Annotated in this window: 24 protein-coding genes; 15 read left to right on the top strand and 9 right to left on the bottom strand. The window is 56.2% G+C overall.

All coding sequences use genetic code 11. From position 1 onward, the window contains the following. Positions 1-38: 38 nt before the first annotated feature. The 7 genes from SERS4_RS0118470 to SERS4_RS0118440 all read left to right on the top strand — a co-directional run bounded on the left by SERS4_RS0118470 (position 39) and on the right by SERS4_RS0118440 (position 7,273). The gene (locus SERS4_RS0118470) at positions 39-1,061 is read left to right on the top strand and encodes a sulfate ABC transporter substrate-binding protein (protein ID WP_017893588.1); all 1,023 of its coding nucleotides are present in this window, start codon (positions 39-41) and stop codon (positions 1,059-1,061) included. Beyond that, entirely contained in the window at positions 1,061-1,894 is an 834-nt protein-coding gene (gene cysT / locus SERS4_RS0118465) for a sulfate/thiosulfate ABC transporter permease CysT (RefSeq protein ID WP_012146168.1), read from the top strand. Before SERS4_RS0118470 ends, cysT begins: the two co-directional genes overlap by 1 nt. After that, entirely contained in the window at positions 1,894-2,769 is an 876-nt protein-coding gene (gene cysW / locus SERS4_RS0118460) for a sulfate/thiosulfate ABC transporter permease CysW (RefSeq protein WP_017893587.1), read from the top strand. Before cysT ends, cysW begins: the two co-directional genes overlap by 1 nt. After that, positions 2,759-3,847 carry a sulfate/thiosulfate ABC transporter ATP-binding protein CysA gene (gene cysA / locus SERS4_RS0118455; RefSeq protein WP_012146166.1) on the top strand — a complete coding sequence of 363 codons (1,089 nt, stop codon included), beginning with the start codon at positions 2,759-2,761 and terminating at the stop codon, positions 3,845-3,847. Before cysW ends, cysA begins: the two co-directional genes overlap by 11 nt. An 82-nt stretch (positions 3,848-3,929) precedes the next feature. Beyond that, positions 3,930-4,811 carry a cysteine synthase CysM gene (gene cysM / locus SERS4_RS0118450; RefSeq protein WP_012146165.1) on the top strand — a complete coding sequence of 294 codons (882 nt, stop codon included), beginning with the start codon at positions 3,930-3,932 and terminating at the stop codon, positions 4,809-4,811. Between the two features lie 453 nt (positions 4,812-5,264). Next, complete coding sequence (locus SERS4_RS0118445; protein ID WP_012146164.1) at positions 5,265-5,945, top strand: response regulator transcription factor; 681 nt, start codon at positions 5,265-5,267, stop codon at positions 5,943-5,945. A 5-nt stretch (positions 5,946-5,950) separates the two neighbouring features. After that, the gene (locus SERS4_RS0118440; protein WP_026142475.1) at positions 5,951-7,273 is read left to right on the top strand and encodes an ATP-binding protein; all 1,323 of its coding nucleotides are present in this window, start codon (positions 5,951-5,953) and stop codon (positions 7,271-7,273) included. A 75-nt stretch (positions 7,274-7,348) separates the two neighbouring features. Here the strand turns inward: SERS4_RS0118440 and crr are convergent, their stop codons facing one another. From crr to cysZ, 5 genes are all read right to left on the bottom strand, one after another. Continuing rightward, complete coding sequence (gene crr / locus SERS4_RS0118435) at positions 7,349-7,858, bottom strand: PTS glucose transporter subunit IIA (protein ID WP_012146162.1); 510 nt, start codon at positions 7,856-7,858, stop codon at positions 7,349-7,351. 49 nt (positions 7,859-7,907) lie between these two features. Next, a complete protein-coding gene (gene ptsI, locus SERS4_RS0118430; protein ID WP_017893585.1) occupies positions 7,908-9,635 on the bottom strand; it encodes a phosphoenolpyruvate-protein phosphotransferase PtsI in 1,728 nt (575 codons plus the stop codon). Positions 9,636-9,681: 46 nt separating this feature from the next. Beyond that, entirely contained in the window at positions 9,682-9,939 is a 258-nt protein-coding gene (ptsH, locus tag SERS4_RS0118425) for a phosphocarrier protein Hpr (RefSeq protein ID WP_004936458.1), read from the bottom strand. Between the two features lie 395 nt (positions 9,940-10,334). Continuing rightward, complete coding sequence (cysK, locus tag SERS4_RS0118420) at positions 10,335-11,303, bottom strand: cysteine synthase A (RefSeq protein ID WP_017893584.1); 969 nt, start codon at positions 11,301-11,303, stop codon at positions 10,335-10,337. 184 nt (positions 11,304-11,487) lie between these two features. Further along, on the bottom strand, positions 11,488-12,249 hold the full coding sequence (gene cysZ, locus SERS4_RS0118415) for a sulfate transporter CysZ (RefSeq protein ID WP_017893583.1): 762 nt from the start codon (positions 12,247-12,249) through the stop codon (positions 11,488-11,490). A gap of 221 nt (positions 12,250-12,470) precedes the next feature. Between cysZ and zipA the strand changes: the two genes are divergently transcribed. From zipA to SERS4_RS0118400, 3 genes are all read left to right on the top strand, one after another. Beyond that, positions 12,471-13,469: a cell division protein ZipA gene (gene zipA, locus SERS4_RS0118410; RefSeq protein WP_012146158.1), complete on the top strand. Its 999-nt coding sequence runs from the start codon at positions 12,471-12,473 to the stop codon at positions 13,467-13,469. A gap of 78 nt (positions 13,470-13,547) precedes the next feature. Beyond that, positions 13,548-15,569, top strand: coding sequence for an NAD-dependent DNA ligase LigA (ligA, locus tag SERS4_RS0118405; RefSeq protein ID WP_017893582.1), 2,022 nt, complete (start codon positions 13,548-13,550; stop codon positions 15,567-15,569). Further along, positions 15,569-15,784 carry a DUF3820 family protein gene (locus tag SERS4_RS0118400; protein ID WP_012146156.1) on the top strand — a complete coding sequence of 72 codons (216 nt, stop codon included), beginning with the start codon at positions 15,569-15,571 and terminating at the stop codon, positions 15,782-15,784. Before ligA ends, SERS4_RS0118400 begins: the two co-directional genes overlap by 1 nt. Before the next feature lie 34 nt (positions 15,785-15,818). Here SERS4_RS0118400 and SERS4_RS0118395 read toward each other — a convergent pair whose 3' ends face one another. After that, complete coding sequence (locus SERS4_RS0118395) at positions 15,819-16,811, bottom strand: bile acid:sodium symporter family protein (RefSeq protein ID WP_017893581.1); 993 nt, start codon at positions 16,809-16,811, stop codon at positions 15,819-15,821. A 95-nt stretch (positions 16,812-16,906) separates the two neighbouring features. Between SERS4_RS0118395 and SERS4_RS0118390 the strand changes: the two genes are divergently transcribed. From SERS4_RS0118390 to SERS4_RS0118380, 3 genes are all read left to right on the top strand, one after another. Continuing rightward, a complete protein-coding gene (locus SERS4_RS0118390) occupies positions 16,907-17,827 on the top strand; it encodes a LysR family transcriptional regulator (protein WP_012146154.1) in 921 nt (306 codons plus the stop codon). A gap of 120 nt (positions 17,828-17,947) precedes the next feature. Beyond that, on the top strand, positions 17,948-18,709 hold the full coding sequence (locus SERS4_RS0118385; protein ID WP_017893580.1) for a hypothetical protein: 762 nt from the start codon (positions 17,948-17,950) through the stop codon (positions 18,707-18,709). Further along, positions 18,702-19,403: an RES family NAD+ phosphorylase gene (locus tag SERS4_RS0118380; RefSeq protein WP_017893579.1), complete on the top strand. Its 702-nt coding sequence runs from the start codon at positions 18,702-18,704 to the stop codon at positions 19,401-19,403. The genes SERS4_RS0118385 and SERS4_RS0118380 overlap by 8 nt, the downstream gene beginning before the upstream one ends. A 21-nt stretch (positions 19,404-19,424) precedes the next feature. On the opposite strand, the gene SERS4_RS0118375 is transcribed toward SERS4_RS0118380, so the two are convergent. Further along, on the bottom strand, positions 19,425-19,901 hold the full coding sequence (locus tag SERS4_RS0118375) for a FlxA-like family protein (protein ID WP_017893578.1): 477 nt from the start codon (positions 19,899-19,901) through the stop codon (positions 19,425-19,427). A 59-nt stretch (positions 19,902-19,960) separates the two neighbouring features. Beyond that, positions 19,961-20,509, bottom strand: coding sequence for a nucleotidyltransferase family protein (locus tag SERS4_RS0118370; RefSeq protein WP_017893577.1), 549 nt, complete (start codon positions 20,507-20,509; stop codon positions 19,961-19,963). Between the two features lie 140 nt (positions 20,510-20,649). Here SERS4_RS0118370 and SERS4_RS0118365 point away from each other — a divergent pair, with 140 nt between their 5' ends. Together SERS4_RS0118365 and eutC are read left to right on the top strand one after the other, a co-directional pair. Next, entirely contained in the window at positions 20,650-22,035 is a 1,386-nt protein-coding gene (locus SERS4_RS0118365; protein WP_012146149.1) for an ethanolamine ammonia-lyase subunit EutB, read from the top strand. After that, complete coding sequence (eutC, locus tag SERS4_RS0118360) at positions 22,032-22,823, top strand: ethanolamine ammonia-lyase subunit EutC (RefSeq protein WP_017893576.1); 792 nt, start codon at positions 22,032-22,034, stop codon at positions 22,821-22,823. The genes SERS4_RS0118365 and eutC overlap by 4 nt, the downstream gene beginning before the upstream one ends. On the opposite strand, the gene SERS4_RS0118355 is transcribed toward eutC, so the two are convergent. Beyond that, a complete protein-coding gene (locus tag SERS4_RS0118355; RefSeq protein ID WP_012146147.1) occupies positions 22,802-23,761 on the bottom strand; it encodes a LysR family transcriptional regulator in 960 nt (319 codons plus the stop codon). The two genes, eutC and SERS4_RS0118355, sit on opposite strands and share 22 nt — an antisense overlap. Positions 23,762-24,065: the final 304 nt, after the last annotated feature.

The raw sequence follows: 24,065 nt of genomic DNA, 5'->3' as shown, positions 1-24,065 counted from the left end.
CGAAAGCCCGACGGATTGACTCAGTGATAAGGTGCACAATGAAACAAACGCGGGTTAAAAATATCGTACTGAAAGGGTGGTTGGCGGCGGCGCTGTTAGCCAGCGGCCCGCTGTCGGCAACCGAATTGCTGAACAGCTCCTATGACGTTTCCCGTGAATTGTTTACCGCGCTGAACCCAGGTTTTGAGCAGCAATGGAACCAACAGCATCCGGGCGACAAGCTGAGCATAAAGCAATCCCACGCCGGCTCCTCCAAGCAGGCGCTGGCGATCCTGCAGGGCTTGCGCGCCGACGTAGTGACCTACAACCAGGTCACCGACGTGCAGATCCTGCACGATCGCGGCCAACTGATCCCGGCTGACTGGCAGACCCGTTTACCGAACAACAGCTCACCTTTCTATTCCACCATGGCTTTCCTGGTGCGTAAGGACAATCCAAAAGGCATTCATAACTGGAATGATTTGGTGCGTGACGACGTGAAGCTGGTGTTCCCGAACCCGAAAACCTCCGGTAACGGCCGTTATACCTATCTGGCCGCCTGGGGCGCTGCCAATCAGGCGGATGGCAATGATCAGGCCAAAACCCGCGCCTTTATGACCCGTTTCCTGAAAAACGTTCTGGTGTTTGACACCGGCGGCCGCGGCGCGACCACTACCTTCGTCGAGCGTGGCCTGGGTGACGTGCTGATCAGTTTTGAGTCGGAAGTGAACAATATTCGCAAGCAGTATGGCGAAGACAAATACGAGGTGATCGTGCCGCCGGTCGATATTCTGGCGGAGTTCCCGGTGGCCTGGGTCGATAAAAACGTGGCAAGAAACGGCACCGAACAGGCGGCCAAAGACTATCTGAATTATCTCTACAGCCCGGCAGCACAGCAGGTTATCACCAGCTACTACTATCGCGTTTACGACAAACAGGCGATGGCCGCGGCCAAAGGGCAGTTCCCGGAGACCAAGTTGTTCCGGGTGGAAGATCAGTTTGGTGGCTGGCCGCAGGTGATGAAAACGCATTTCTCCACCGGTGGCGAGTTGGATCAGCTGTTAGCCGCAGGGCATAAGTAATGTTGTCGTTGACCAGCAAGCGGGTTTTACCTGGGTTTGGCCTCAGCCTGGGGAGCAGCCTGTTTTATACCTGCCTGATCCTGTTGTTGCCGCTCAGCGCGTTGGTGATGCAGTTGGCGCAGATGAGCCTGGCGCAGTATTGGGAAGTGATTTCCAATCCGCAGGTGGTGGCGGCTTATAAAGTCACGCTGCTGGCGGCGGGCGTTGCCAGCCTGTTTAACGCGGTGTTCGGCATGCTGATGGCCTGGATCCTGACCCGCTATCGTTTTCCCGGTCGCACGCTGTTGGACGGTCTAATCGATCTGCCGTTTGCCCTGCCGACCGCGGTAGCCGGCCTGACGCTGGCGGGACTGTTTTCCACCACTGGCTGGTACGGCCAATGGCTGGCGCATTTTGACATCAAGGTGACTTTTACCTGGCTCGGCATTGCCGTGGCGATGGCCTTTACCAGCCTGCCGTTCGTGGTGCGCACCGTACAGCCGGTTCTGGAAGAACTGGGGCCGGAATATGAAGAGGCGGCAGAAACCCTGGGCGCGACTCGCTGGCAGAGTTTTCGTCGCGTGGTGATCCCTGAGCTGGCCCCGGCGCTGTTGGCCGGTACGGCAATCTCTTTTACCCGCAGCCTGGGCGAGTTTGGCGCGGTGATCTTTATCGCCGGCAATATTGCCTGGAAGACGGAAGTGACCTCGCTGATGATTTTTGTTCGTTTGCAGGAATTTGATTATCCGGCGGCCAGTGCGATTGCCTCGGTGATCCTGGCGGCCTCGCTGCTGTTGCTGTTCAGCATTAACGTTCTGCAGAGCCGCTTTGGCCGACGTATCGGGGGGCACTGATGGCGGATATCTCTGAGTTTAACGGCGTTGAACGCCCGCGCGTCAACTGGGGCAAGTGGACGCTGATCGGTATCGGCGTGCTGTTTTCGGTATTGCTGTTGGTAGTGCCGATCATTTCGATTTTTGCCGAAGCCTTTTCCAAAGGTATTGGCGTGATGTGGGGCAACCTGGTCGATCACGACATGTTGCACGCTATCTGGCTGACGGTGCTGATCGCCTTGATTACCGTGCCGTTCAACCTGATTTTCGGCACGCTGTTGGCCTGGCTGGTGACGCGTTTCACCTTTCCGGGGCGTCAGCTGTTACTGACGCTGATCGACATCCCGTTCGCCGTTTCGCCGGTGGTAGCGGGGCTGATTTACCTGTTGTTCTACGGCAGTAATGGCCTGCTGGGCGGTTGGCTGGATGCGCATAATATCCAGCTGATGTTCTCCTGGCCGGGCATGGTGCTGGTGACCATTTTCGTGACCTGTCCGTTCGTGGTACGTGAGCTGGTTCCGATGATGCTAAGTCAGGGCAGTCAGGAAGACGAGGCCGCCATTTTGCTGGGGGCTTCCGGATGGCAGATGTTCCGCCGGGTGACCTTGCCAAACATTCGCTGGGCGCTGTTGTACGGCGTGGTATTGACCAACGCGCGCGCCATCGGTGAGTTCGGCGCGGTATCGGTAGTGTCCGGTTCTATTCGCGGCGAGACTTTCAGCTTGCCGCTGCAGGTTGAGTTGTTGCAACAGGATTACAACACGGTCGGTTCCTTTACCGCCGCCGGTTTGCTGACCCTGATGGCGATAGTGACCCTATTTTTGAAGAGTGGCCTGCAATGGCGTCTGGAACGTCAGAATGCACGTCTCGAGCGGGAGGAAAATCATGAGCATTGAGATTAACGGTATCAATAAGTTTTTCGGTCGTACCAAGGTATTGAACGATATCTCGCTCGACATTGCCTCCGGTGAGATGGTGGCACTGCTGGGGCCGTCCGGTTCCGGTAAAACCACGCTGCTGCGTATTATCGCCGGGCTGGAAAGCCAGAGCGGCGGCAAGCTGGGCTTCCACGGCACCGACGTCAGCCACGTGCATGCCCGCGATCGTCGAGTGGGCTTCGTGTTCCAGCATTACGCGCTGTTCCGCCACATGACGGTGTTCGATAATATCGCCTTTGGCCTGAGCGTGCTGCCGCGCCGTGAGCGCCCGAATGCCGCGGCGATCAAACAAAAAGTGACCCAGTTGCTGGAAATGGTGCAGTTGGCCCATTTGGCTAACCGTTATCCGTCACAGCTTTCCGGTGGTCAGAAGCAGCGCGTGGCCCTGGCGCGTGCACTGGCGGTCGAACCGCAAATTCTGCTGCTGGATGAACCCTTCGGCGCGCTGGATGCGCAAGTGCGTAAAGAGCTGCGCCGCTGGCTGCGTCAGCTGCATGAAGAACTGAAATTTACCAGCGTATTCGTCACCCACGATCAGGAAGAGGCGATGGAAGTCGCCGATCGTATCGTGGTGATGAGCCAGGGCAATATTGAGCAGGTCGGTTCGCCGGAAGAGATTGTACGTGAACCGGCCAGCCGCTTCGTGCTGGAATTTATGGGCGAAGTGAACCGCCTGAGCGGCGAGATCCGCGGTTCGCAGCTGTTCGTCGGTGCGCACCAGTGGCCGTTGTCGTTCCAGCCAATGCATCAGGGTCGCGTGGACTTGTTCCTGCGCCCGTGGGAAATGGAAGTCGGTACCGAGAGCAGCGACCGCTGCCCGCTGCCGGTGCAGGTGCTGGAAGTCAGCCCACGCGGCCATTTCTGGCAGATGACCGTGCAGCCGATTGGCTGGCATCAGGAACCTATCAGCGTGGTGCTGCCGGAGGGTAACGAACCGCCGGTACGCGGTGGCCGCTACTACGTTGGCAGCCTGAATGCGCGCCTGTACGCCGGCGATCAACTGCTACAACCTGTTGCGTTAGCTAAAAGCGCCTGATAGTTTTTAGTCCCCAACAGCATTTTAAAGGCAACCCTGGGGTTGCCTTTTTACTTTTCGCACTTCAACACAGGCAAAGATCGTGACAACGCTTGAACAATGCATCGGTAATACCCCGCTGGTAAAATTACAACGACTGGCTGCAGGCCTGGGCAGCGAGGTTTGGCTCAAACTGGAAGGCAATAACCCGGCGGGTTCGGTAAAGGATCGCGCCGCGCTGGCGATGATCCAGCAGGCGGAGCTGCGCGGTGAGATAAAGCCCGGCGATCGGTTGATCGAGGCCACCAGCGGCAACACCGGCATTGCACTGGCGATGATAGCGGCGCTCAAGGGCTATTCGATGACCCTGCTGATGCCGGAAAACATGAGCCTGGAACGTCAGGCGGCGATGCGTGCCTATGGCGCAGAGTTGATCCTGGTCAGCCGCGAAGTGGGGATGGAAGGCGCGCGCGATCTGGCGCTGGAAATGCAGAATCAGGGACAGGGCAAGGTGCTGGATCAGTTCAATAATCTGGACAACCCTTACGCCCACTTCACCACCACCGGTCCGGAAATCTGGCAGCAGAGCCATCAGCGGGTGACCCATTTCGTTTCCAGCATGGGCACCACCGGCACCATTACCGGAGTGGGGGGCTACCTGAAGAGCCAAAACCCGCAGGTGCAGATTATCGGCCTGCAGCCGGCAGAAGGCAGCAGTATTCCCGGCATTCGCCGCTGGGCACCGGCTTATATGCCGGGGATCTTCCGGCCGGACCTGGTGGATCAGGTGCTGGACATTGAGCAAACCGACGCTGAACAGACCATGCGTCAGTTGGCGCAGCGCGAAGGTATATTCTGCGGCGTCAGCTCCGGCGGAGCAGTAGCCGGTGCGCTACAGATTGCGGCGGCCAATCCGGGCAGCGTGATCGTGGCTATCATCTGCGATCGCGGCGATCGTTATCTCTCCACCGGTGTTTTTGCTTAAGGGTTATCCCCTTTTCAACGCTTGTAGTGGATCCATCCCGGCGGCTTGTTTCGCCGGGAAGAAATCAAAATCCCCCAATATCTCTTCTGCGTCCCTCAGAGCGTTCTGTTGTGTTGAGTCGTCAATCTCGGCTACCGCTGCCTTTTATGCTGTTAATCGCCCAGCGCCACGTCCAGGGCCTTTATCTGGTCCTATTTTGGACCACCAGGGCGATATAAAGGGAAGTTCTTCGCCGTCTTGCGCCCTGAAGTAGAGAAATCAGGCAATAGCGACCACAATAACGGTGGGCTTCCCTGGCACAAAAGCGCGGCAAAAATCTGTTGGCACTAATTTAACGCGCCGTCGGCCGGGCTGCGGTAAGTGGCGTTCAGGAATATGTAAGGATTGAGTAAAACCGGCTGCGAAGCAGACAAATAGGCGTGAAAATGATGAAAATCCGCGAAGGAGCAAGGCATGAAAATTTTATTGGTCGATGATGACCTCGAACTCGGCACCATGCTGAGCGAATATCTGACCGGCGAAGGCTTTAACGCCACGCTGGTGCTGACCGGCAAGGCCGGGGTGGAAGGCGCGCTGTCAGGTGATTACACCGCGATGATCCTCGACATCATGCTGCCGGACATGAGTGGCATCGACGTACTGCGCGACGTGCGTAAAAAAAGCCGCATGCCGATCATCATGCTGACGGCCAAGGGCGATAACATCGATCGGGTTATCGGCCTGGAGATGGGCGCCGACGACTATATGCCCAAGCCGTGCTATCCCCGGGAACTGGTGGCGCGCCTGCGTGCGGTACTGCGCCGCTTCGACGAGCGTCCGGATGAGGTGGACGATGAGATTGCGATTAATTTCGGCGAACTGACCCTTAACCCATCGACCCGCAGCAGCGAATGGCGCGGCAAGGCGTTTGATCTGACCGCTTCCGAATTCAACCTGTTGGAGTTACTGCTGCGCGCGCCGGAGCGGGTGGTATCAAAAGACGAGCTGTCAGAAAAAGGTTTAGGCCGCCCACGAGAAGCCTATGATCGCAGCGTCGACGTGCATATCAGCAATATCCGCCAGAAGCTGGGGGCGTTGACGGACAACGCGCTCAGCATTGAGACGGTGCGCAGCATCGGCTATCGCATCCGATAATGCCTATGCGTGGAAGACTGTTCTGGAAAATCCTGCTCGGCTTCTGGCTGACCTTTATCATCATGACCCAGGCGTTGTGGGTCGCTTTTTCCTTGTATGGCGATCGCTACGAGCCACCGGAAAGTTCGATGGCCCGACGGGTGATTGGGCTGCACCTGACGTCGGCCGCCACGCAGCTGCGCAGCGGCGGAATGCCGGCGCTGGATGCCATGCTGAAAGACTGGTCGGATGATGACCGGCGCTTGCTTTCCGTGACCCCACTGGACAAGCCGCCTGCACCGGTAACTGAGGAGCCGGTGTTTGAGAGCCGCCGGATGCCGAAAGCAGTCACCTCCTGGGTAGAGGGCGAGGGCGGTAAGGGCTATTGGCTGAGTTACGACATGCGCAGCCTGCGGGACGAGTATCGCCCGAAAAAGCGTTCGCATTTCTTCAATATTCCTGCGCCGATGCTGTGGGTGGGCGGGCTGGCAGGACTGTTGTTCAGTGCGGTACTGGCCTGGAACCTGACCCGGCCGATGCGCAAACTGCGTGACGGTTTTGATCGTGTGGCACAGGGCGACTTGTCGGTGCGCCTGTTCCCGGCGATGCGTCGGCGGCATGACGAGCTTTCAGAGGTGGCACGTGACTTTGACAGCATGGCGGAAAGGCTGGAGCTGTTGGTCAGCGCCCGTGAGCAGTTGCTGCATGACGTTTCGCACGAACTGCGTTCGCCGCTGGCCCGCTTGCAATTGGCGATTGGCCTGGCGCGGCAGAATGCGGGTAACGTAGAGAATTCGCTGCAGCGCATTGAGCACGAAGCGGGGCGGCTGGATAAAATGATCGGCGAACTGTTGGCGCTGTCGCGTGCCGAGAGCAACAGCCTGCCGGATGAAGAGTATTTTGACCTGTACGGGCTGGTGGATGCGGTGGTGAGCGATGCGCGCTACGAAGCACAGATCCCCGGCGTAGACATCGTGCTGCAGGCCAGCTCGGACGTGGATTACACCGTCAAGGGCAATGCCGAACTGATGCGGCGGGCGGTGGATAATATTGTGCGTAATGCGTTGCGTTTCTCCAGCCACGGACAGCGGGTGACGGTGGTGCTGACGCGTATCGAGCAGTTGTTCCAGATTGAGGTCAGCGATCAGGGGCCGGGTGTGGAAGAGTCAAAAATTTCCAGCATTTTTGATCCGTTCGTCAGGGTAAAATCGGCAATGTCAGGCAAGGGCTACGGGCTGGGACTGGCGATCACCCGCAAGGTGGTTCTGGCGCACGGTGGTCAGGTTGAGGCGCGTAACGGCGAACGGGAAGGGCTAGTGATTACCCTGCGAATTCCGCGCTGGAGTTAATTGCTGTTGCGATTGGCTTGAATGACAGACATAAAAAAACGGCGCCGAGGGCGCCGTTCTTGCGTTCATCCGCTATTACTTCTTGATGCGGATGATCGGGGTCTCACCAACGGTGACGTTACCGGTCAGTTTGATCAGTTCTTTGATCTCGTCCATGTTGGAGATAACCACCGGCGTCAGGATAGACTTGGCTTTCTCTTCCAGCAGGGCCAGATTGAACTCGATAACCACATCACCTTTCTTGACGCGTTGGCCTTCTTCAGCGATGCGTTTGAAGCCTTCGCCTTTCAGTTCAACGGTGTCGATACCGAAGTGGACAAACAGCTCGATGCCGCTGTCGGATTCGATAGAGAAAGCATGGTTGGTTTCGAAAATTTTACCGATGGTGCCGTCAACCGGAGCAACCATTTTGTTGCCCGTTGGTTTGATGGCAATACCGTCGCCAACGATTTTTTCAGCGAATACTACGTCAGGTACATCTTCGATATTAACGATTTCGCCAGAAAGTGGAGCTACGATCTCGATAGTGCCCGTGTCTTTCTTGTCATCAGAAACCAGAGATTTCAATTTATCGAACAAACCCATGATCTTCTCCTAAGCATTAAATTGGGCGGCGTTCCAGTGTCGTGGAAGTTTAGCAGAGCGTCTTTTCTTCGATGAATTTATTCACGCAATTCATCAGATCTTGCGCCGTTGGCTGTGCCAAGGCTTGCGCTGCCAACGCCTTCACATCTTCGAAATTAGTATTACGTATAATTTTCTTGATGCGCGGGATTGAAATCGCACTCATGCTGAACTCATCCAGCCCCATGCCCAATAACAACAGTGTAGCACGCTCATCACCAGCCAGTTCACCGCACATACCGGTCCACTTGCCTTCTGCATGAGATGCATCAATAACCTGTTTGATCAGGCCAAGCACTGATGGGGACATCGGGTTATAGAGATGAGAAATCAGCTCGTTGCCGCGATCTACCGCCAGAGTATACTGGGTTAGATCGTTTGTCCCAATACTAAAGAAGTCGACTTCTTTCGCCAGGTGATGAGCAATCACCGCCGCGGCCGGTGTTTCCACCATCACGCCCACTTCAATTGTTTCGTCAAACGCCTTGGCTTCTTCACGCAATTGCGCTTTCAGCGTCTCGATTTCGCCTTTCAGATCGCGAACTTCTTCTACCGAAATGATCATCGGGAACATGATGCGCAATTTGCCGAACGCGGAGGCGCGCAGGATGGCACGCAGCTGCGCGTGCAGGATTTCTCTGCGATCCATGGCGATACGGATGGCGCGCCAGCCGAGGAACGGGTTCTCTTCTTTCGGCAGGTTCATGTACGGCAGGTCTTTGTCGCCGCCGATGTCCATGGTGCGTACGATCACTGCCTGTGAGCCCACGGCTTCCGCAACGGCTTTATAGGCCTGGAACTGCTCGTCTTCGGTCGGCAGTGAGTCGCGGTCCATGAACAGGAATTCGGTACGATACAGGCCGACACCTTCAGCGCCGTTGCGCTCTGCACCTGCGACGTCGCGCACGGTGCCGATGTTGGCACAGACTTCAACCTGATGCCCGTCCAGCGTAATTGCCGGCAGGTCTTTCAGCTTGGCCAGATCGTTTTTCTCGGTCACGTACTGGTTCTGTTCGGCTTTCAACTGATCGATAACGTCAGCGGTTGGGTTAACGTAAATTTTATTGTTAACCGCGTCCAGAATCAGGTAGTCGTCGTTCTTCACCTGCTTGGTCACGTCGCTGGTGCCCACGATTGCCGGCAATTCCAGGGAGCGCGCCATGATGGAGGTGTGTGAAGTACGGCCGCCGAGATCGGTGATGAAGCCCAGAACCTTGTCCAGGTTCAACTGCGCGGTCTCAGACGGGGTCAAATCGGTAGCAACCAGGATCACTTCGTCCTGAATTGAGCTCAGATCGACGATTGCCAGGCCCAGAATGTTCTGCAGCAGGCGTTTACCGATGTCACGTACGTCGGCCGCACGCTCTTTCAGGTACTCATCGTCGAGTTCTTCCAGCGCTTTCGCCTGGCCTTCGATGATGGTGTAGGCAGCCGCGTCCGCAGAAGCCAGATCGTCTTTGATTAGGGCTATGATTTCCTGCTCAAGCTCTTCGTCTTCCAACAGCATGATATGGCCTTCGAAGATAGCTTCTTTCTCTTCGCCGAAGGTTTCGCCAGCTTTGGTCTTGATCACTTCCAACTGCGCGGATGCCTTGGCGCGGCCATCAAGAAAACGTTGGACTTCCTGCTCTACAGCGTCTGCAGAGATTTTCTTCCGGTTGATGACAATTTCATCTTCTTTCAGTAGGAGAGCCTTACCAAAAGCGATACCCGGTGATACTAAAATGCCTGAAATCATAACCCTACCTTACTCTTGACTGGTGTTAACTAAGAAGACGGGCCGATTACTCAAGCTCTGCCATCAGTTTTACCAAGTGTTCAACGGCTTTCTGCTCGTCTTCACCTTCAGCGGAGATGGTCACTACGGTCCCTTGAGTCAGCCCCAGAGTTTGCAGTTTGAACAGGCTTTTGGCGCTGGCGCTTTTACCGTTAGAGGTCACGGTGATGTCAGACGTGAAGCCTTTGGCTTCTTTCACGAACTGAGCGGCAGGGCGAGTGTGCAGACCATTCGGAGCGGTAATAGTAACTTCTTGCTGGAACATTGATGTTTCCCCAACTTATTGGTGTGTTGTGGAGCTAAAGTTTAGCCCAAGGGTATGACTTTAGCTTGTCTGGTTAGCGCCTGACTATGGTACAGGGGCGAGCATTGATGCAACAGAAAACGACGAGTTTGGCACTTCAGATCAAAAAAACCGGCTTCTGCCGTCGTTTAAATCCGCTCTCCATTATGCCGTGTTTACCGCATCCGCGACAAACGAGTAAATCGATTCAGCCTAAACAACGAATGGAGAGTGATTAATTTCGCGCATCGAAATAATGCACCGTTAAATACTAAAGCTGGCGGGTAAAATCAATCTTCGACTGCTATAAACTTTGATCCAGTCCACAAAAAAGCACCCCGTAAGGTGCTTTTTTAGCGATTAGTGCGCGGCTGGCACTACTGTTGCAATTCTTGTTCGGTGAACAAATCGGCGAACAGGGCGGTGCTCAAATAGCGCTCGCCGGAGGAAGGTAAGATCACCACGATGGTTTTGTCGGCGAACTCTGGTTCTTCAGCCAGTTTCACCGCTGCGGCCACGGCGGCACCGGAGGAAATGCCTGCCAGAATCCCTTCTTCGTCCATCAGGCGGCGTGCCATGCTGATGGCTTCGTCGTTGGTGATTTGCTCGACACGGTCAACCAGGTCGAGCTCCAGGTTGCCTGGGATAAAACCTGCGCCGATGCCCTGAATCTTGTGCGGGCCCGGTTTGATTTCTTCACCATTCAGCGCCTGGGTGATTACCGGTGAGTCGGTAGGTTCGACCGCCACGGTGGTAATCGCCTTGCCTTTGGTGTTCTTGATATAGCGGCTGACACCGGTCAGCGTACCGCCGGTACCGACGCCAGAGATGAAAACGTCAACTTCGCCATCGGTATCTTCCCAGATTTCCGGGCCGGTGGTTTGTTCGTGGATCGCCGGGTTGGCCGGGTTGCTGAACTGCTGCAGGATCAGGTAGCGGTTGGGATCGGTGGCGACAATTTCTTCCGCCTTGGCGATCGCGCCTTTCATGCCTTTAGCGCCTTCGGTCAGCACCAGGTTGGCGCCCAGCGCCTTGAGCAGTTTGCGGCGTTCGATGCTCATGGTTTCCGGCATGGTCAGCGTCAGCTTATAGCCGCGTGCGGCGGCGACGAACGCCAGTGCGATACCGGTGTTGCCGCTGGTTGGCTCCACCAGTTCTTTGCCGGCGACCAGGACGCCGCGTTTTTCTGCGTCCCAAATCATATTGGCACCGATGCGGCACTTGACGCTAAAGCTCGGGTTGCGTGATTCAACCTTGGCCAGAATGCGTCCGTTGCCGATACGGTTCAGACGAACCAGCGGCGTATGGCCGATCGTTAATGAGTTGTCTTCATATATCTTGCTCATAGCCCGTCCTTTAACTCTATGAAAAATGTGGGGAACGTCGAAAGCATACGCTAACAGTACCGGCAGGGAAGTAAAGAATTGGTATATCTATATGTTATTAGGAAATAAGTTTTAAGCACAAGGATAAGGGCGCAAATTGCGCGCCCTGTCGAAGAATTAATCGTAATGTGGCCGATAAAACGGCTCAGGAACGAACGAATTGTGGGCGGTAACGATCAACCCACATCGCCGTGGCACCGCAAACCGCGACCGGCAGGATCACCAGATTGAGGATCGGGATCATGGTGAACAGGCTGACCATCGCACCAAACTGCAGATTGTCGGTCTTATGCTGACGCAGTGCGCGGCGCATATCGGCGAAGCTTACCTTGTGGTTATCGAACGGATAGTCGCAATACTGGATTGCCAACATCCAGGCGCTGAACAGGAACCACAGCACCGGTGCCACCGTCTGGCCAATGCCTGGAATGAAATAGAGTATCAGCAGCAGTAGCGCGCGTGGCAGGTAGTAGGTCAGCTTGCGCCATTCACGCGCCATAATGCGCGGCAAATCTTTCACAATGCCAAAGATGCCGGTGTCCGGCAGCGGTTTGCCGGTCAGGCTGCCCTCGAGGTGTTCGGCCAGCAGGCCGCAGAAGGGGGCGGCGATCAGGTTGGTGATGGTGCTGAACAGATAGCTGAACACCAGCAGTACGGAAATGACCGCCAACGGCCACAGTAAATAGCTAAGCCACTGCAGCCAGGTGGGAACATGGCTCATCATGCTGGGGATCCAGTCGCCGAGCTGGCTGAACAGCCACCAGAAGGCGGACCCCATCAGCAGTACGTTGACCAGTAACGGCAATACGACATAGCGTTTAATCCCCGGGCGTGAAATCAGGCGCCAGCCTTCGGCAAAATAATGCAGGCCGCTGGTGGAGTGAGAAGGTGACTGCGTATAGGACATATCTTAAGTTATCTCTTTGTCTGAACAGGCTTAGCTATCATATCGGGATGATTTTCTACTGGCTAGGGTGACATTGGCTGAAAAAACAGCAAAAAAAGGCAGTATAATCATCTTTATTGGCATAAAGTTCAGCACGGACTTGCACTTGTGTGCTCGGGCAAATAGAGTTAAAGAGTGAATGTTTGCCGCGGTGGCAATGTATTGGAACAACAGAGATAGCAATGATGCAGGATTTGCGTCTGATATTAATCGTTGTTGGCGCGATCGCCATAATAGCGTTGTTATTGCACGGTCTTTGGACCAGTCGTAAGGAACGCTCATCGCTTTTTCGCGATCGCCCAGCCAAACGTTCCAAAAAGGAACGTGAACAATCCCCGATCGACGAACTCGATGAAGGTGTGGGAGAGGTGCGTGTACGCTCCGCTCACCCGGAAGACGAGCCGTCCTTTGGTCATTTCGATGCCGCTCGCGAAGAACCCGTGGTTGCGCCCAAGCCCGCTCCGGCGGCTGAGCCAGCACCGCGTGCCGTTCAACCGGCTGCCCATCAGACTCCGCCACCGCTGTCTCAGCGGCCGGATTATGATGACATCCTGTTGGACAACTACGCGCAGGAAGAAGACGACGAGCCGCAGCAGCCTGCGCCGCGCCGTGAGCCGCGCGTTGACGATCTCCCGCCTGTGGCACCTGCAGCAGAGCCGGCGTTCCATGCCGAACCTGCTCATCAGCCGCAGCCGGAAGTGAAACCAGCGGTGGCGCACGAGCCTCAGCCTGCTCCAGCTGCCATCAAACCGGCAAAACTGAAAGAAACCGTACTGGTGCTGCACGTTACCGCACACCAGGGGGGCGTGATCGGCGGCGAAATTCTGCTGCAGAGCGTGCTGCAGGCGGGCTTCCAGTTTGGTGAAATGGGGATCTTCCATCGCCATATCAGCCCTGCGGGCAGCGGTCCTGTGCTGTTCAGCCTGGCGAATATGGTTAAGCCAGGGTCCTTTGATCCTGAGATGATGTCCGATTTCTCTACTCCGGGTGTGTCGATGTTCATGATGGTGCCGTCTTATGGCGACGCTAATCAGAACTTCAAGCTGATGCTGCAGTCGGCACAGCGAATCGCCGACGATGTGGGCGGTGTGGTGCTGGACGATGAGCGCCGCATGATGACCCCGCAGAAGCTGGAAACCTACAAAGCGCGCCTTCGTGAAGTGTTGGAAAACAACGCCTGATCGACGGCCACGCGCACTGAACATCCGTAACAACAAAGCCCCCGCCTGCCGGGGGTTTTTTATCTTTGATGGTGAGCCATGGAATCGATAATCCAACAAATCAATCAACTACGAACCTCACTGCGCCATCACGAATATCAATACCATGTGCTGGACGCGCCGGAAGTACCGGATGCGGAATATGATCGCCTGATGGGTGAACTGCGTGCCCTGGAAAGCGCACATCCGGAGCTGATCACCGCAGATTCTCCGACCCAGCGCGTGGGTGCCGCCCCGCTGGCGGCGTTCGATCAGGTGCGTCATGAAGTGCCTATGTTGTCACTGGACAACGTTTTCGACGAAGAAAGCTTCCTGGCATTCTACAAACGAGTGCAGGATCGCCTGAAGAACAGCGATCCGCTGACCTTCTGCTGCGAGCTGAAGCTGGACGGTCTGGCGGTCAGCCTGCTGTACGAAGATGGCGAACTGGTTCGCGCGGCAACGCGTGGCGACGGCACAACCGGTGAAAACATTACCTCTAACGTGCGCACCATCCGCGCCATTCCACTGCGACTGACCGGTGACAATATCCCACGCCGGCTGGAAGTGCGCGGCGAAGTGTTTATGCCGCAGGCCGGTTTCGAGCAGATGAACGAAGAGGCGCGTCGCAAGGACGGCAAGATCTTCGCCAATCCGCGTAACGCCGCCGCCGGTTCGATTCGTCAGCTCGACCCGCGTATTACCGCCAAACGCCCACTGACCTTTTTCTGTTATGGCGTTGGCCTGCTGGAAGGCGGCGAATTGCCTCGCAGCCACTGGCAGCGCCTGATGCAGTTCAAAGACTGGGGGTTACCGGTCAGCGATCGCGCCAAACGTTGTACCGGCAGCGACGAAGTGCTGTCGTTCTACCGCCAGGTGGAGCAGGACCGCACGCAACTCGGATTTGATATCGACGGCGTGGTAGTAAAAATTGACGATATCGACCTGCAGGAAACGCTGGGCTTTGTGGCGCGAGCGCCACGCTGGGCGACAGCATTCAAATTCCCGGCGCAGGAACAGATTACCCAGGTGCGCGAGGTGGAGTTCCAGGTTGGCCGTACCGGTGCGATTACGCCGGTGGCAAGACTGGAGCCCGTGCTGGTTGCCGGGGTGATCGTCAGCAACGCCACGTTGCATAACGCCGATGAAATTGAACGTTTGGGCCTGCGCATCGGCGATACGGTGATTGTGCGCCGTGCCGGCGACGTGATCCCGCAGGTGGTGGGAGTGATAGCCGAACGTCGTCCAGCGGACGCGCGTGAAATTTTGTTCCCGCAGCATTGTCCGGTATGCGGTTCCGACGTTGAGAGAGTGGAAGGCGAAGCGGTAGCGCGTTGCACCGGCGGTCTGATCTGCGCTGCACAACGCAAAGAAGCGCTTAAGCACTTTGTTTCCCGTCGGGCGTTGGACGTCGACGGCATGGGTGACAAAATCATCGAGCAGTTGGTGGAAAAAGAGTACGTGAAGAATCCGGCCGATCTGTTCCGTCTGTCCGCCGGGATCCTGACCGGGCTGGATCGCATGGGGCCGAAATCGGCGCAGAATCTGGTCAACGCGCTGGAAAAATCCAAGCAGACCACCTTTGCCCGTTTCCTGTATGCGCTTGGCATCCGTGAAGTCGGCGAAGCCACAGCGGCCAATCTGGCTGCACACTTCGGTACGCTGGAAAAACTGTTAGCCGCCGATATCGAGGCGTTGAAAGAAGTGCCGGAGGTCGGTGAAATCGTGGCGAAGCACACGCGTCATTTCCTTGACGAAGAGCTCAACCAACAGGTGATCCAGGAGCTGGTCAGCGACGAAATCGGTATTAACTGGCCGGCCCCGGTGGTGATAGTAGCGGAAGAGATCGACAGCCCGTTTGCCGGAAAAACCGTGGTGCTGACCGGCTCGTTGAGCCAGCTCTCACGCGACGAGGCCAAAGATCGTCTGACGGCGCTGGGCGCCAAGGTCAGTGGCAGCGTATCGAAGAAAACCGATCTGGTGATTGCAGGTGAAGCCGCCGGTTCCAAACTGGTGAAGGCGCAGGAACTGGGCATTGAGGTCATCGACGAAGCGGAAATGATCCGCCTGCTGGGGGCCTGATGGAAAAAGAGAATCTGTTGGAAATTGCCAATACGGTAATGCCATTCGGCAAGTATCAGGGGCGGGTGCTGATTGACCTGCCCGAAGAATACCTGTTGTGGTTTGCCCGTAAGGGGGAGTTTCCCCAGGGCAAGCTTGGTATGCTGATGGAAATGACGTTGGCGATTAAAATTGAAGGGCTCGACCACCTGGTCAAGCCGCTGAAGAAAAGTTGAGTTGCCGGGTGCGGTATCCGCCGCACCCATTTTCCTATCCTCGCGCGGTTTCCACTTTGGGCGCCGCCTGTTGTTCCTGCTGTTTCTTCTGATAGCGTCGTGCCAATACCGCGCAGGTCATCAGTTGCACCTGATGGAACACCATCAGCGGCAGCACCATAATTCCCACGGTTGAGGCCGGAAACAGGATATTGGCCATCGGGATACCGTTCGCCAGGCTTTTCTTCGAACCGCAGAACACGATGGTGATTTCGTCGGCTTTGCTAAAGCCCAGCCAGCGAGCCATATAAGTGTTCACCACCAGCACAATTGTCAAAAGCACCAGGCTGCCCACCACAATAAATACCAGCGAACCGATGCCGACCTGATGCCAGATGCCATGCGTCACCGCTTCGCTAAAGGCGGCATACACCACCAGCAGAATTGAGGTCTGGTCGGTCTTGCCGATCAGCTTGCGGTTGCGTTCAATCCATTTGCCGATCAACGGTCGTGACAGATGACCGGCGACAAACGGCACCAGCAGTTGCAGCACGATGGAGCCTACCTGTTGCAGGCTGCCGGTTTCCCCGTGCACATTCATCAACAGCCCCACCAGCAGTGGCGAGACGAAAATCCCCAGCAGGCTTGAAGCCGAAGCGCTGCACACCGCAGCGGCCACGTTGCCGCCCGCCAGCGAAGTAAAGGCGATGGCCGACTGCACGGTGGCGGGCAGAATGCACAGGTAGATAAAGCCGGAATAGAGCTCGGGGCTGACGTTGACCGGCGACCACCATTTAAACAGCACGCCAAGCGTCGGGAAAATAATAAAGGTGCTGAACATCACCCACAGGTGCAGCCGCCAGTTATTGCTGCCGGCCAGAATGGCTTCGCGCGACAGCTTGGCACCGTGCATAAAGAACAGCAGGGCGATGGCGGCGATGGTCAGCGCGTTCAGCCAGCCGACGAACTCGCCGCGTGCCGGCAGAAACGAAGCCAGCAGCACGGTGGCGATCAGCGTCAGGGTAAAGCGATCGGGCAAAAATCTCATGGCGGCGTACTCGAAGAAAAATCAATGCGCCCATTGTCGCGCGACCGGATATAATAATTAAATTGATTTATTTAATTCATATATGAATAAAAAACATGAATTACTCGATTAAACAACTCAAAGTCTTTGTCGCTATTGCCCGGCACCGCAGTTTCAGCCGGGCCGGCGAGGCCATTGGGCTGACACAGTCGGCGGTCAGCCACAGCGTGAAAGAGCTGGAGGCGGAAGTCGGCGTTCGCCTGCTCGATCGCACCACCCGTGAAGTGTTGCTGACCGACGCCGGGCAACGGCTGGCCAACCGGGTTGAACGTTTACTGGATGAGTTGCAGTCGTCATTGTTGGATGCGCGCAGCTTTGGCGTGCTACGCAGTGGTACGGTGCGGGTGGCATCGAGCCAGACCATCTCCGCGCACCTGATGCCGCAGTGCATTGCCGCCGGGGAAAAGCAGTATCCGGATATCCGCATCATGCTGCGTGACCAGGCGCAACAGCAGGTGCTGCACAGCATTCGCAACGCCGAGGTCGATTTTGGCATCGTGGTCGATCCGGTGCAGGCGTTGGATCTGGACTGTGAACCGATCCTGCACGAACCTTTCCTGTTGTTGTGCCGCAACGATCATCCGTTTGCCGAATTGCCCGAAGTGCACTGGTCGGCGCTGAACGGCAGCCGTTTGGTGTTGCAGGATTATGCTTCAGGTAGTCGGCCACTGATTGACAGCGCGCTGCGCCAACAAGGGGTGGAAGCGACGGTAGTGCAGGAGATTGGCCACCCGGCTACGCTGTTTCCTATGGTGGCCGCGGGTATCGGCATCAGTATTTTCCCCGCGCTGGCGTTACCCTTACCGGAGGGGGGCCAATTGAAGGTTCGCCGATTGGTGCCGGAAATCAACCGTGCGCTGATGCTGGTACGGCGTAAAAACCGCTCGCTGACACCGGCAGCAGAGGTCATCTGGCAGGTGGTGGGGCAGCAGGCGGCCTTGCTGCAACAGCAGCGTCAGCGGCAGGCAGATTACTGAGTCAAATATACACATCCACGGCGTTGTGCGCGGTAGCCTGTTTATTGAACAGCATTGACGGTCGGGTTAATCGGTGTACCATAACGAATATAAGCGATATCACGATATTCAGGCGGTAATATGGTCATTAAACAGCGGACACGTCACGAAGTACAAACGTCATTGAACATTCAGACGATTAGCGGGGCTGAGCTTCGCAAGCTTGAAACCAAATCAAATGCTGAGTATTTGGTGGTAGAGCTTGGCGATTTAACAGGGCATATTCCGCATTTTGCTGACGCCATCAAAGCGGCGATGAAAGCGGCTATTACTTCCCTGGCGACGGCATTCTCTGGCTGTGCAGATGATACATCATCTTCTCTAACGCCCCGAAAAGCGGAGAATAGCACCGATAAAACAGCCAAATTAACAACAGTGGCGAAAGATAAAACGCCGACTGTTCAAGCAAGAACCCGCCAAGATGAAAAAACTGAACGTCAACGTCGTCATGCAGAACGCTTAGCGAAGCACAATGCCGCCATCATAGAAGATTCGGTGTGGTTAACTGCGCATGATTTGTCGCAAAAAACGGGTTTTACATCAGCAAATCCTAGCGCGGGCCCGCATCGTTGGAAATCATCAGGTAAAATTTTTGCCATTCAGTTGCAGGGGAAGGATTTTTATCCGGAATATGCTTTGGATGAAGGGTATCGCCCGCTGCCGATAATTAAAAAAATAATCCTGATGTTTGGTGAAAGGAAAACATCATGGGGGCTGGCCACCTGGTTTGGGGCTGACAATAGCTGGTTGGGTGGCCGTAAGCCCAAAGACATGTTGATCAGCGCGCCGGAACAGGTGTTGCTTGCGGCCAGAGAGGAAACGTTGAGGGGAACTCATGGATGACAGTAAGGGCGAAAATGACGTTGAACGTCGGATCCCGCCGCCAATTAGCGATCTGCAGGTAAACTTTTTCACCTGGCCGGCAGGACAACATATTTATCGCGTACATTCTATCTGCTATACCGCCATACAGTTCAATCCTGGAACGCGGGGAAGTGCCAGATTTAGCCCTGTGTACGACAGCCTGAGGCGACGAGTTCCCACGATTTATGGTGGTGTCAGTACCGGAGTTGCGGTGATGGAAACCCTATTTCATGACCTCCCGGAACATACTGACGGGGTGGCTTATGATATGGGCAATCTTCAAGGGTTGGCACATTCGGTTATTGCGCCAAAAGTTGATTTAAATCTGGTCGATCTCAATCCTAAGACCATGAAAAAAATGGGCGTCAATAGAGCTCAGCTCCTGGACTCGACAGCCGATCAGTATATTTATACTCAGGAATATGCCTCTGCAATTCATGCGGCTCATCCCGCAGCACATGGGTTGAAATGGTCATCCAAGCAGCATGGCGACAGTGCCTTAATGCTGTTTGGCGATCGGATTAAGGGGGATCAGTTGGATGTCATCGTCGAATCTGAAGTGATTATTGATTCGGACACCGTGCTGGAAGTGATTGACGAGGAGGCGGATCAACTCGGTATTGTACTTATAAATGACGGTGATGAGCCTGATATGGCAGGCTCAATCAAGTGATTTATCAGTGTAAAAAGCCTGTCAAATATACACATCCACGGCGTTGTGCGCGGTGGGGCGGTTGATGCCATCGCCCTTGGCCGGCGCGATACTAGCGGCAGCTTTAGCCGTTTGCTCTGCCTGCTGTTTTTCCATCTCTTCTTTCTGAATGCGCGCGATCTCGGCCTGCAGCATTTTGATCTGCGCCTGAATCAGCTGTTTTTGTTTTTCAATTTCTTTGGGATCGGCGTCCGAGTCTTTCAGGTCTGCCAGTTTTTGTTGCAGCCCCTGGATTTGCTTGTTCAGCGCCTTGATACGCGCTGAAGCGCTGCTGTCGGCCACTTTCACTTGTTCGTTACCCTCAGCCTCCCTGGCTTCTTTCATCTTGCCGCCTTCCGGCTGTTGGTTGACCGGCTTGGCCATCAGCAACTGGCCTTGGTTACCGGGGGCGCTAAAAACGTTGCTGATGCCGGGTACGGTGTTTTTCACCGGGACAATCATGGTAATGCTGGTCGACATAACACTCTCCCTGAGTTTGGATTTCGCTGCTCAGGGTATCGGCAGAATGGGGTAAAACTTTACCCGCGGATTTGCCGCAGGCGTGGCCAGCGCTGCAACCAGCCTTTGCTGGCCACCCGTTGTTCATAGGCGTCGAGGTCGCCGTTTTTGGCATTGAAGGTGATGGTGTTATCGAACAACCCGTCGAGGCCAAAGGGAGCCACCAGCTGTAGGCTGTCGTCCGCATTCAGCCGCACGCCCACCGCCGTTTCCAGCTCGGTCCAATAGCTGATGGCGTCTTCGCTGTTAAGGTAGGGCACCCGACCGCTGCGCAGGTGCATGCGCGCCTGATTTTTCACTGACCAGGGCTGCGGCAACCATTCTTGTAACCGTGCTTCCAGCATCTGGTCACGCTCCGCCTCCGGGCGCTGTGCGTCAAAATGGATCACGTCGATGTCGTTGAGCGGCGTTGGCATGGCGTAATCGTGCAGCCGATCCCATACCAGATTACGCACAAAGCCGGCACCCAGGCACCAGTCATTCAGACCGAGCCGACGGGCGGTGCGCAATATCGTCATTCTTTCATTATCTTGTTGTAACCATTGGATAATTTGTTGTTGCCGGGTCATTGCCTCTCCTTTGTTGCGGCTACTGTAACCTGAAGCGGCCGTGGGCGAAACCGCAGGAGAATATATTCGCCGGTCGACTGACTACACTTGGTACAGGGTTTGCAACTTCAGGTAAACATTCAGGCAGAACAGGGGACGCTATGTATCAGGCAACGCTTAGCCGGCGCAGCTATCGTTTCAGCGATTTACGTCAGTTGATGGCCAAGGCATCACCGGCCCGTTCCGGCGACTATCTGGCGGAAGTGGCGGCGGACAGCGCAGAGGAACGTATGGCGGCACGCATCGCGCTGGCGGAGGTGCCGCTGAAAACGTTTCTCCAGCAGTTGCTGGTGCCCTATGAACAAGACGAGGTCACTCGGCTGATTATCGACAGCCACGATGCATTGGCCTTTGCGCCAATTTCGCACCTGACGGTGGGGGATTTTCGTGACTGGCTGCTGAGTGAACAGGCGGACAGTGCGATGTTGGCGCAGGTAGCCCCCGGCATTACGCCGGAAATGGCGGCGGCAGTGAGTAAGTTGATGCGCAATCAGGATCTGATCCTGGTGGCCAAAAAATGTCGGGTGATTACGCGTTTTCGTAACACTATTGGCCTGCCGGGCCACCTGAGCGTGCGGTTGCAACCGAACCATCCCACCGACAGCTTACAGGGCATTGCGGCCAGCATGCTCGACGGCCTGCTGTACGGCAGCGGTGACGCGGTGGTGGGCATCAACCCGGCCAGCGACAGCCTGCCGCTGCTGGAAAAACTCAATCATATGCTGGACGACGTGATCCAGCGTTTTGCCATACCGACCCAATCCTGCGTGCTGACGCACGTCACCAATACGCTACGCCTGATCGAACGCGGTGCACCGGTGGATTTGGTGTTCCAGTCGATAGCCGGAACCGAGGCGGCCAATAGCGGTTTCGGCATTAATCTGGCGCTGCTGGCGGAGGCTCAGCAGGCGGCGCTGAGCCTCAATCGCGGCACCCTGGGTAATAACGTTATGTACTTTGAAACCGGGCAGGGCAGCTGTTTGTCGTCCAATGCGCACCATGGCGTCGATCAGCAAACCTGCGAAGCACGTGCTTACGCGGTGGCGCGACATTTCTCCCCGTTGCTGATCAACACCGTGGTCGGGTTTATCGGCCCTGAGTATTTGTATGACGGTAAGCAGATTATCCGTGCCGGGTTGGAGGATCACTTCTGCGGCAAGCTGCTCGGCCTGCCGCTGGGTTGCGATGTGTGTTACACCAATCATGCAGAGGCGGATCAGGACGACATGGACACGCTGTTGACGCTGTTGGCCACCGCCGGGCTGACCTTCCTGATTGGCGTGCCGGGAGCGGACGACATCATGCTCAATTACCAAAGCACTTCATTCCATGATGCACTGTACATCCGCGAACTGCTGGGCTTGAAGCACGCGCCGGAGTTCGCCGACTGGCTGACGAAAATGCAGATCACCGACGATCTGGGCCGGCTGCGCGACACCGCGGCCAATCACCCGTTGTTGCTGGCGTTACAGGGAGAGCAACCATGAGCAAGCCGGTTCACGTTAACCGTTGGGATGCGCTGCGCGCCTTTACCGATGCGCGCATTGCGCTGGGGCGCACCGGCTCCAGCCTGCCAACCCAGGAGTTGCTTAAATTTGGCCTGGCGCATGCGCAGGCGCGTGATGCGGTGCACCAGCCGTTCGACAGCGATACGTTGGGCGGGGCGTTGCAGGATCAGGGCTGGCCAACCTTGACGGTGCACAGCCAGGCTGCCGACCGTACAGCATATCTCAGCCGGCCGGATCTGGGACGTCGGTTGGCCGCGGACAGCCGTAGCCTGCTGTTGGACTTGCCTGACAAGCCGGTGGATTTATTGCTGGTGGTGGCGGACGGTTTGTCCTCCAAGGCGGTACATCGGCAGGCACTGCCGTTGTTGCAGGCGCTGCGGCCTTATCTCGAATTATTGGGGCTTTCAGTCGCACCGGTGGTGTTGGCGCATCAGTCGCGGGTGGCGTTGGGGGATGATATTGGCGAATGTTTAGGGGCCAGAGCTGTGGCGATGTTGATCGGCGAGCGACCGGGCCTGTCATCGCCGGACAGCCTGGGGATCTACCTCACCTGGGGGCCGAATACCCAGCGGCGCGAGTCGGAACGCAATTGCATCTCCAACGTGCGTCCGGAAGGGCTGAATTACCCGCAGGCGGCGTTCAAACTGGCGTGGCTGCTGGAACAGGCTTTCCAGCGTCGCCTGACCGGAATAGACCTGAAAGACGAAAGCGACAACCCGGCGTTGTATGGCCGGGTATCACCGCTTCACTCCCAGCTTGGGGGCTGACCGATACTTTGCTTGAGCAACGTGATGAACAGGTTAAGCCGTGCCGACACCTTTGCCACCGGGCGCAGCAGATAAATCCCCTGTTGCTCCTGACGCGGATCCTCAAGCACCGGCAGCAACCGACCGGCCTGTATATCCGGCCCGACCACCCAATTGGGTAAAAAGGTGATCCCCAACCCTAACAGCGCCGCCTCGCGTTGAGCGGTAAAGTCGTCACAGCGCAATACCAGGCTGCAGCGGTCCATCAAGGGGGCGCTGAGAATTTGCGCCCAGCAGGCCGGCTGTTGCTTGTGGTAGCGGGCAATCAGCCGATGCTCCGGCAACGCGTTCAGATCGGCAGGCCTGCCATAACGGGCGAGATAAGCCGGGCTGGCGCACATCACCCAGCGCTGGGTGGCTATCCGGCTGGCGTACAACCCACTGTCTTTCTGCTCGCCGATGCGAATGGCGGCATCCAGCAATTCCTGCGTCGGATCGGTCTGGCGCTCCGTCAAATCCAGTTCAACAAACAGCTGCGGATAACGTTCAGCAAGCAGAGGCAACAGCGGCAGGATATAGGTTTTGCCGAAGGTCGGCAGACAACTGATACGTAGCGTGCCTTGCGGCCTGTCGCTAAGTGAAGCCAGCTCGGCGCGGATATCGCTGATGTCCGAAAGCAGCGTTGCCGCGCGCGCCTGCAGCATTTCTCCGGCATCTGTCAGCATCAGGCCGCGTGTTGAACGGATAAACAGCGTAGCGTCCAGGGCACTTTCCAGCGCATCGACGTGGCGTACCAGGGACGAAGGCACCATTCCCAGTTTGCGGGCGGCGGCGGAGAAGCTGCCCAACAGGGCCACCTCGAGAAATATCGGCAGATGTTCAACATAACGGGCGTCATTCATTTTTGCATTATATGCAAAAGCGTTTCTTATGAATACCAGGTTCTCCGTCTGGCGCATTACGGCTACTCTTTTTGGGAGCTTACGGCGAGTAACAACGTGCCGTGATCTCACCGCGCAGAGCAATAATGCATAAAGCACGCGGTTTTTAGAACGTTAGAACACTTGTTTTCCCCAGGCTTTGCTGTGTGCCTGCGGTATTGATCGCTGCTTCAACACCAGATTAACCGTTCAATTTGGCGTCCTGTTTAACAATAATGGTTAGTGAAACTAAACCGTTGTTGACATTGGGCGCCGCCGGCCTGCCGTGCCGGTTTTTTTGTCGCCGATGGCTGAATCGTTCCAACAGGACGGGTTGCCGGCG

Source organism: Serratia sp. S4 (assembly GCF_000347995.1).
Taxonomy (GTDB): Bacteria; Pseudomonadota; Gammaproteobacteria; order Enterobacterales; family Enterobacteriaceae; genus Serratia; species Serratia quinivorans.
Note: the sequence above shows the minus strand (reverse complement) of the source record. Positions and strands in the feature narration are given on the sequence as shown.